Here is a 3079-nt window from a genome sequence, read left to right on the forward strand (position 1 = left end):
CCAGTATGGCGGGTTAAAACACACCCTGGTCAACTCTCCGGAAGAAGCCGCCATTCTGGTGGATGACGTGCGACATATCCAGGAGAGTCGTGGTTTTCACAAGGTGCTGGAAGCCAGCAAAGCCGATGACATTCCCAGCCCGATCCGTCACACCATGAAAGGTGAACTACCGTTTCAGGATCACTGAAGCTTACTCCGCTGGTGAGCAATGCTCCAGCCAGTCAGCCAACTCTTCTGCAGTGAAAGGCCAGCCGATTTCTGCACCATCCGGGCTGGCCACCACAGGAATACGCACCCCATAACGCGCCATCAGTAAATCATCCTCGGCAATATCCACCAGCACCAGTGTGATACCCGGTTGTGTCTGTTGATGACTCACCCAGGGCTCCAGCAATGCCAGAGCCTTATCACACAAGTGGCAGCCAGCTGTAGTGAAAAGAGTCAGATGTAAATCCTGTGGCATCTCGGCTGCTCCTGCAGAAGAGTCAAATATCAGAAGGCCGGAACCACAGCACCCTGGTATTTTTGGTTGATAAAATCACGTACTGCTGCTGTTTTCAGTGCTGCAACCAGTTGCTGAAGTGCTGGGTTATCCTGACGATCTTCACGCGCCACCAGAATATTCACGTAGGGTGAATCACTGCCTTCAATCACCAGTGCATCCTCGGAAGGATTCAAACCCGCTTCCAGAGCATAGTTGGTATTGATCAACGCCAGGTCTACCTGATTCAGGATACGCGGCAGCGTCGCGGCTTCCAGCTCACGAAAACGCAGGCGTTTAGGGTTATCCTGAATATCTCGCGGTGTTGCGGTAATACCTGCTTCTGGCTTCAGGGTAATCAAGCCGGCTTTTTGCAGCAGCAACAAAGCACGCCCGCCATTGGTGGCATCATTGGGGATGGCAATCTGTGCCCGCTGCGGCAGATCGGCAAGGCTCTGGTATTTGCTGGAATAGGCACCAAAGGGTTCCACATGCACACCGGCCACACTCACCAGCTGAGTAGCACGGCTGCGATTGAATTCAGTCAGATAGGGCTGATGCTGAAAGAAATTGGCATCCAGTCGACCTTCATTCACCTGCACGTTTGGCTGTACATAATCGGTAAACACCCGCACCTGCAGGTTCACACCCTGCTCAGCCAGTGCCGGTTTTAAAAACTCCAGAATCTCGGCGTGAGGCACAGCGGTCGCTGCCACCTGCAGGGTCTGCTGTGCCTGGCTCTGTGCTTGAACCTGAAAGGAAGCCGCAGCCAGTAACACCAGGCCAGTAAGAATTTTTTTCATGCAAGGATCTCCTTGTGAGAGTTGAATATAAAGCCGGATAGGCTTGTTCAGATTATTTACGCAAGTAGTGCACCACCAGCCGATCACCGACCGACTGCAGGATCTGCACCAGTAACAACAGCAGCAACACCGTCACCACCATCACATCGGTCTGGAAACGCTGGTATCCAAAACGGATTGCCAGATCCCCCAGACCACCGGCACCCACTACACCGGCCATGGCGGTATAGGACACCAGCGTGATGGCAGTGACCGTGACGGCAGCCAGAATACCCGGTCGTGCTTCCGGCAACAAAGCACTAAAAATTATTTGCTTAGTTGTTGCTCCCATTGCCTGAGTGGCCTCGATGATGCCACGATCCACTTCCCGCAGGGCGGTTTCCACCAGCCGCGCAAAGAAAGGTGTTGCTCCCACCACTAATGGCGGTATGGCACCCGCCACACCCAGCGAGGTGCCAGTCAGCATCACCGTCACAGGAATCATTACAATCAGCAGGATAATAAATGGCAGGGAGCGCAGCACATTGGTGATCAGTGACAGCACGGCATAAAAGCCCTTCTGTTCAAACAACTGGCGCGGGCTGGTGAGGAACAGCAACACACCCAGAGGCAACCCCAGCAATACCGTGAATACCAGTGACCCGCCCAGCATCAGCAGGGTTTCTATAGCGGCATAACCGATATCGTACCAGTCCACATTACTTAACAAGTCAGTCATCAGCGTAATGCCTCCACATGAACATCAGCCTGCTGCAGCAATTGCATGGCCTGTTCCAGTTCACCGCCGTTAAAAGCCACGGTCAGCTGACCATAGGGCACATCACGGATACGATCTATGCGACCGGCCAGCAGGGTAAAATCCACACCGGTTTCACGCGCCACACGCCCCAGCAGCGGCTCGTAGGTGGACTGCCCCTGAAAGGTCAGACGCAAGATGCGCCCTTGTACCTGATCAAAATCCTGATGCAGCTGGTTTTCATCCACCTGTTCGGCTTCGTAGACAAAACGTCGGGTAGTGGGGTGTTGCGGATGTAAAAACACATCAGCCACGCGCCCCTGCTCAACAATCACACCGGCATCCAGTACCGCCACCTGATCACAAATCCGGCGGATCACGTCCATTTCATGGGTGATCAGCACCAGAGTCAGCCCCAGCTCTTTATTGATTTCTGCCAGCAGCTGCAACACCTGCCCGGTGGTCTGGGGATCAAGGGCGCTGGTGGCTTCATCACACAAGAGGATTTTTGGATCAGTGGAAAGCGCCCGGGCAATTCCCACCCGTTGTTTCTGTCCACCGGACAACTGCGCCGGGTATTTATTGGCATGATCCTGCAAACCGACCCGCTGCAGCAGTGCCGCCACTTTGTTCTGTATCACCTTGCGAGAAAGCTCACCGGCCAGTTGCAAAGGCAGCGCCACGTTTTCTGCCACCGTTTTGGAAGACAACAGATTAAAGTGCTGAAAAATCATCCCCACCTGACGGCGAAAACCACGCAGCCCGTTGGCATCCAGCAAGGTAATGTCTTCACCATCCACTTCTATTCGCCCAGAGGAGGGTTCCTCCAGCCGATTGATCAACCGCAACAGCGTGGATTTACCCGCACCGGAATGGCCGATCAGACCATAAATCTGCCCTGTGGGGATCTTGAACGAGGTGGGGTGCAAAGCGGTAACCTGCTTTTGACCCACCGGATAGGCCTTGTGGACCTCAAAAAACTCAATCACCGGGTTCACCTTTTAGAAAGCAGAATCCCGGCACCGGGCCGGGATTCCTTGTTGTCACTGACTGAGAGGA

Annotated in this window: 4 protein-coding genes and 1 pseudogene; 1 reads left to right on the top strand and 4 read right to left on the bottom strand. The window is 54.1% G+C overall.

Going from position 1 to position 3079, the window contains the following annotated elements:
- Nucleotides 1-187: pseudogene (locus tag IBX50_RS19080) on the top strand (hypothetical protein); the annotation flags it as partial.
- Between the two features lie 3 nt (nt 188-190).
- Here the strand turns inward: IBX50_RS19080 and IBX50_RS19085 are convergent.
- From IBX50_RS19085 to IBX50_RS19100, 4 genes are read right to left on the bottom strand one after another with little or no spacing between them, the layout of a single operon-like run.
- Nucleotides 191-463 (bottom strand): glutaredoxin family protein, encoded by a 273-nt coding sequence (locus tag IBX50_RS19085; protein ID WP_292257984.1) that lies wholly within the window; start codon nt 461-463, stop codon nt 191-193.
- Between the two features lie 29 nt (nt 464-492).
- The gene (locus IBX50_RS19090) at nt 493-1284 is read right to left on the bottom strand and encodes a MetQ/NlpA family ABC transporter substrate-binding protein (RefSeq protein ID WP_292257985.1); all 792 of its coding nucleotides are present in this window, start codon (nt 1282-1284) and stop codon (nt 493-495) included.
- A gap of 52 nt (nt 1285-1336) precedes the next feature.
- Complete coding sequence (locus tag IBX50_RS19095) at nt 1337-2002, bottom strand: methionine ABC transporter permease (RefSeq protein WP_292257986.1); 666 nt, start codon at nt 2000-2002, stop codon at nt 1337-1339.
- A complete protein-coding gene (locus IBX50_RS19100) occupies nt 2002-3009 on the bottom strand; it encodes a methionine ABC transporter ATP-binding protein (protein ID WP_292257987.1) in 1008 nt (335 codons plus the stop codon). Before IBX50_RS19100 ends, IBX50_RS19095 begins: the two co-directional genes overlap by 1 nt.
- Between the last annotated feature and the right edge of the window lie 70 nt (nt 3010-3079).

Source organism: Marinospirillum sp., from assembly GCF_014859565.1.